General features: G+C 69.4%; 3 protein-coding genes. All 3 read right to left on the reverse strand.

The annotated features are described in order from the left end of the window. Positions 1-480: 480 nt before the first annotated feature. Positions 481-708 carry a helix-turn-helix domain-containing protein gene (locus tag AC3EUJ_RS36980; protein ID WP_431969356.1) on the reverse strand — a complete coding sequence of 76 codons (228 nt, stop codon included), beginning with the start codon at positions 706-708 and terminating at the stop codon, positions 481-483. Further along, on the reverse strand, positions 708-1193 hold the full coding sequence (locus AC3EUJ_RS36985; RefSeq protein ID WP_431969358.1) for a DUF2975 domain-containing protein: 486 nt from the start codon (positions 1191-1193) through the stop codon (positions 708-710). The genes AC3EUJ_RS36980 and AC3EUJ_RS36985 overlap by 1 nt, the downstream gene beginning before the upstream one ends. Positions 1194-1408: 215 nt before the next feature. Beyond that, entirely contained in the window at positions 1409-4363 is a 2955-nt protein-coding gene (locus AC3EUJ_RS36990) for a M14 family metallopeptidase (protein ID WP_431969360.1), read from the reverse strand. Positions 4364-4599 lie beyond the last annotated feature (236 nt).

A 4599-nucleotide genomic window follows, 5' to 3' on the forward strand; every position in this document is an offset into this window, starting at 1 on the left:
CGGACTTCCCCGTGGCCCCGCCGTCCGACCCTCCCGTACCGCAGCCGGCCACCACGACCGCCGTCACCGTCGCGGAGAGCGGGAGCGCCAGTCGCTGGACTCGATTCCTCACAAGACTTCCCTTACTACTTTGCGGTAACCTATCCTGGCTCACGCGCATACAGTTGTTATTTCCGGATTCGCGTCAGGCGGTCCCTCATCCTGCCAGGCCCTCGGCCGGCTCCTGGAACCGGGGTGACCAGCCGGAACAACGGCACGCGGCGCCATGTTCAGATCAATCCGCACCGCGCAGCGGCGGCGATCGCGCCCAAAGCCGGCAACTCACCCGTGGTTCCGTGAAGGGCGCGTTGCCGTGCGGTGGATTCATCGTGAATGGATCGGTGATCGAGGCACCGGGCAGCGACGCAACGACGAACCCCCGCCCTTCCGCGGGGGAAGGACGGGGGTTGCCGCAGGGAGTCACCGCAACGGTGCGGGGAATCAGCCGTCCGCGCCGGCGGGGTCCGCCGCCTCCCAGCGCAGCAGGTCGCCCGGCTGACACTCCAGTACCTCGCAGAGTGCGGCGAGCGTGGCGAAGCGCACCGCTTTGGCGCGGCCGTTCTTGAGCACCGCCAGGTTGGCGGGGGTGATCCCGACCCGTTCCGCGAGTTCGCCCACGGACATCTTCCGCCTGGCCAGCATCACGTCGATGTCGACGGCGATCGGCATCAGATCACCTCGTCCAGCTCGGCGCGCATCTGCATCGCTTCGACGTCGCGAGCAACGGCCTGGGCGAGCAGCATCCGCAGCACGAGCACGAGGAGCGCGACCCCCAGGATGGCGACGCCGACCCCGCCCATGATGACGGTGACGCCCGGGTCCTCCCGCTGACCCGGCGCGTTGATGGCCGTGACCGCGAACCACACAAGGGCGGCCGCCACGATCGCGCCGATCACGACGTCCACGTAGCGGAAGGCGGCGTGGGAGAACACGGTCCCGCGTCGCACCATCGTCACCAGCCGCCATACGCAGACCCCGGAGACCTGGACCGTGACCATGCCCAGGATCGTGATCAGGCGCAGCGGCGTCAGCGGGAGCGACCCGTCCTCCGGGTCGGTGGCCAATGCCCACACCATCCCCACCTGTATGAACACGGTGCCGGCCAGCACCACCACGAGGACGGCGCGCAGCGCCCACACTGTCAACTTTCCCATGACCCATCCTTAATCGAGATGCGATGGAAATCTATCGAATCTCGATAGATACCGCAAGGGCCGGCGGAGGTGAGTGACGACTTCGCCCGCCGTGACCGAGCCGGCGCGGGCGGCCGGGAACGCGAGCCAGGCGGTCCGTACCCGCGGAGGGTACGGACCGCCTGGCTCACTGACCGGTGTGGCGCGTGCTCAGACGTGCGGAGCACGCCCGGGCGTCATCGGCGCAGCGCCTTGAGCGCCTGACGGACCAGCGTCGCGCGGTCCGTCGCCGAGGCGACGTGCTCCAGGCCGAAGCCGAGCAGCACGGTGTCGTCCGTGACGACCGCGCCCTGTGTCAGCGGACCGCTGCGCACCCAGTCTCGCTGGGCGGGCGGGCTGCCCACGGGCGGACCGGAGACGGTCCAGGGGCCCAGGGAGGTCTCGAAACCCTCGGTCTCGGTGACCGTGCCGCCGATGACCAGGGAGGTCTCGTCGGCCTGGACGCCCTGGCCGCCGGAGCCCGGGTCGGTGACGTAGCTCAGCGAGACCTCGACCTTCTTGCCCGCGTAGGCGCTCAGGTCGAAGCTCACCGGCTGCCAGCCCTGGGACGCGCCCGTGAAGCTGTTCCAGGCGCCCGAGGTGCCGGTCGCCGTGCAGCCGTCCGTGCCCGGGGTCAGATAGTGCGTCAGCCACGGGTGCTCGCCGATGTAGAACCCGGCCTCGCACTCGGTCGGCACGGTGGTGCTGGTGGCGCCGCCCGCCTCGGGGAGGGTGGTCCAGTCGTCGGCGCCGACGGTGTGGGCCTCCAGGATCGCGTTGTCGTATCCGGGCTCCGTGCTCCACAGGAGGCGGGAGCGGAGGGTGGGCGAGTCGGCCGCGCTCACCCCGGTCAGGTCGATCGTCCGGGTGAGCCGGTTGTAGGCGTCGTCGGTGTGGACGGCGGCCGCCATGTAGGAGCCGGCGTAGGGCGCGTCGGAGGCGACGGACCCCGTGTACCGGCCGGCTCCCTTGCTCGCGAACTGCGGGTACGTGGCGGGCGGGAGCCAGTCGGAGGTCACCCGGTAGGTGCCCGCCGTGTCCAGCGGGTTGCCGGTGGCGCCACCGAGGGGACCGCTGAAGCCCGCCAGTGCCCCGGTGCCGGCGAAGCCGGTCGCCCCGGCGGTCGACGTGCGCGAGTACGCGCCCAGGTAGTACTGGCTGAAGTCGTTCGACGGCGTGCCGTCGGCCAGGGCCACGTTGCCGCCCGCCCGCTCGCCCGCCTCGATCAGCTTGCCGCCCTCGTTGAGGTAGGCGCGCAGCTCCAGCTGGGTGGGGTTCCCCGGCAGGGCCGCGCCCGTGTAGTGCACGACGGTGCGGAAGTGGCCGAGGACCCCGAGCGCGTCCGGCACGCCCTGCGTGGCGACGTCCCAGACGGCGGCCCGGTGGCCGCTCGCCTTCAGGGCGTCGACGTACGCCTTGGCCTGGATGGCGGCCGCGCCCTCCTCCGCGACGACGAGGGTGTCCGCCGGGGGGCGGTCGGCCACGGTGTAGGTGAAGTGGTCGCTGGAGACCTTCTTGCCGCTCTTGGTCCGGGCGGTGAACCACACCTCGACCTTGTCGCCGACTTCTGCGCCGCGGACCCTCGCGCGGTACTCGTCGAAGTAGAGGTTGTCCTCGCCGCCGTAGGTCTCGCCGCCCCGCCAGGAGCGCAGCGCCTCGTCCTTCGTGCGGCCGCCGTTGACGCGGTAGTTGAGTTCCCTGTCGCGCAGCGACTTGCGGGCGACGACCGAGACCTCCTGGTCATGGCCGCGCGCGTAGGAGGTGGTGAAGGACCCCGGGGTGAAGTCGGCGGCGTCCAGGCCCACGGAGGAGGAGGGGACGTCGGGGTGGGAGGCCGTCTCGGCCACGGACAGCGCGAACGGGACGTTCTTCTCGAACTCCTGCTGGATCAGCTTCTCGTCGTCGGGGAAGTTGAACCCCGACTGGCAGTCGGCGGCCACCCACTGGTCGTCCGGGTCGATGGCGGACGCGGTCTGGCAGGTCGACATCTCCGGCGTGAACATCGCCAGTCCATTGACGTTGGACGCGTGACCGTCGGCCTCGCCGTTGGTCGTGTAGAGCTCCGAGGAGACCTGCGGGTGGTAGCCGGGGATCGCGGAGTTGTCCGGCGTGCCGGCCAGTGACTTGTACAGGACGTCGTCGGGGGTGTCCGTGGCCACCTGCCAGCCGACCCCGTAGAGCAGCAGCTCGGCGGCGGAGTGGTAGTTGATGCCGTAGGTGAAGCCGATGCGCTTCTGGAACGCGTCCAGTGCGCGCGTCTCCGGCTCGGAGTCCGGGCCCGGGCCGCGGTAGGTCTCGCTCGCCGGGTTGGGCGACGAACCCTCGTTGTCGTAACCCCACTTGTAGGCGAAGTTGCGGTTGAGGTCGACGCCGTCGCCGGCGGATATGACGCCGTCGCCGTTGTTGTCGCGCAGGTTCTTCCGCCACAGGCGGGTGTCGTCGCTCTGGAAGGTGTAGTCGTAGCCGTCCGGGTTCGCCGATATCAGGAACCACAGCTCGGTCGAGTCGACAAGCTTCTTGATCCGCTTGTCGGTGCGGTAGTTGTCCAGGTAGTAGTGCATGAGCCGGCGGGTCATCTCCGGCGTGATCCACTCACGGGCGTGCTGGTTGGACATGTACAGCACGGCGGGCTTCGAGCCGTCCTTCGACTTCGCCGCGTTCTTGGTGAGTTTGAGGGCGAGGATGTCCTGCCCGCGTGTCGTCCTGCCGATCGAGACGACCTTCGTCAGCCCGGGGTTCGCGCGGCCGGTGGCGAGGATCTCCTCCTTGATGCCGCCCTTGCCGCTGTACGGGCGGAACACCTGGTCGGCCGCGTTTTTCACGCGTGCCTCGGCCTTGGCACCGAGCGTGCGCTCGGTGAGCCGCACGCCCCTGCTCTCCAGTTCCTTCGCCTGCTTGCCGGTGAGATACACCTCGACGGTGGCGGTGCCCCGCGCCTGCGGCCGTTCGCTCAGTTCGTGCGCGTCCTGGCCGGCCTGGAGCAACAACGGGATCTGATTTTGTGTCACTTCCGCGCGGTACACCTTGACGGTGTCCGCTTCGGCGGCGGCCGTGCCCGCGTCGCGGGCCTGAGCCATGGGTGCCACCGTCGCACCGCACAGGACGAGGGCACCGACTGCAGCGATCGTTAAGGATCTGGTTCTCACGAGCATCCCTTCACGTCGTTCCAGGACAGAGGCGCCATCCCATAAGAAGTCCGGTCGGCAGTCAAGGTGCTGGTAAAAACCCGTCCCGGGGATCACCGGACCGCGCGAGCGGACATTTCCCCTTTGGCAACGGGAAATTCGGCCGCCATTGCCCGAAAGCCGGGGCGTGGGGCCCGGGGAATTACCGGATCGCCGTGAACGCGGTTTGTGATAGGCCGCGTGTCCGTGTCGGTAGCCTGCTA

Source organism: Actinacidiphila sp. bgisy160 (genome assembly GCF_057707815.1).

Bases quoted from the DNA above. Each gene is read 5' to 3' on its own strand.
- AC3EUJ_RS36980 (WP_431969356.1), bottom strand. From the start codon at position 708: ATGCCGATCGCCGTCGACATCGACGTGATGCTGGCCAGGCGGAAGATG.
- AC3EUJ_RS36985 (WP_431969358.1), bottom strand. From the start codon at position 1,193: ATGGGAAAGTTGACAGTGTGGGCGCTGCGCGCCGTCCTCGTGGTGGTG.
- AC3EUJ_RS36990 (WP_431969360.1), bottom strand. From the start codon at position 4,363: ATGCTCGTGAGAACCAGATCCTTAACGATCGCTGCAGTCGGTGCCCTC.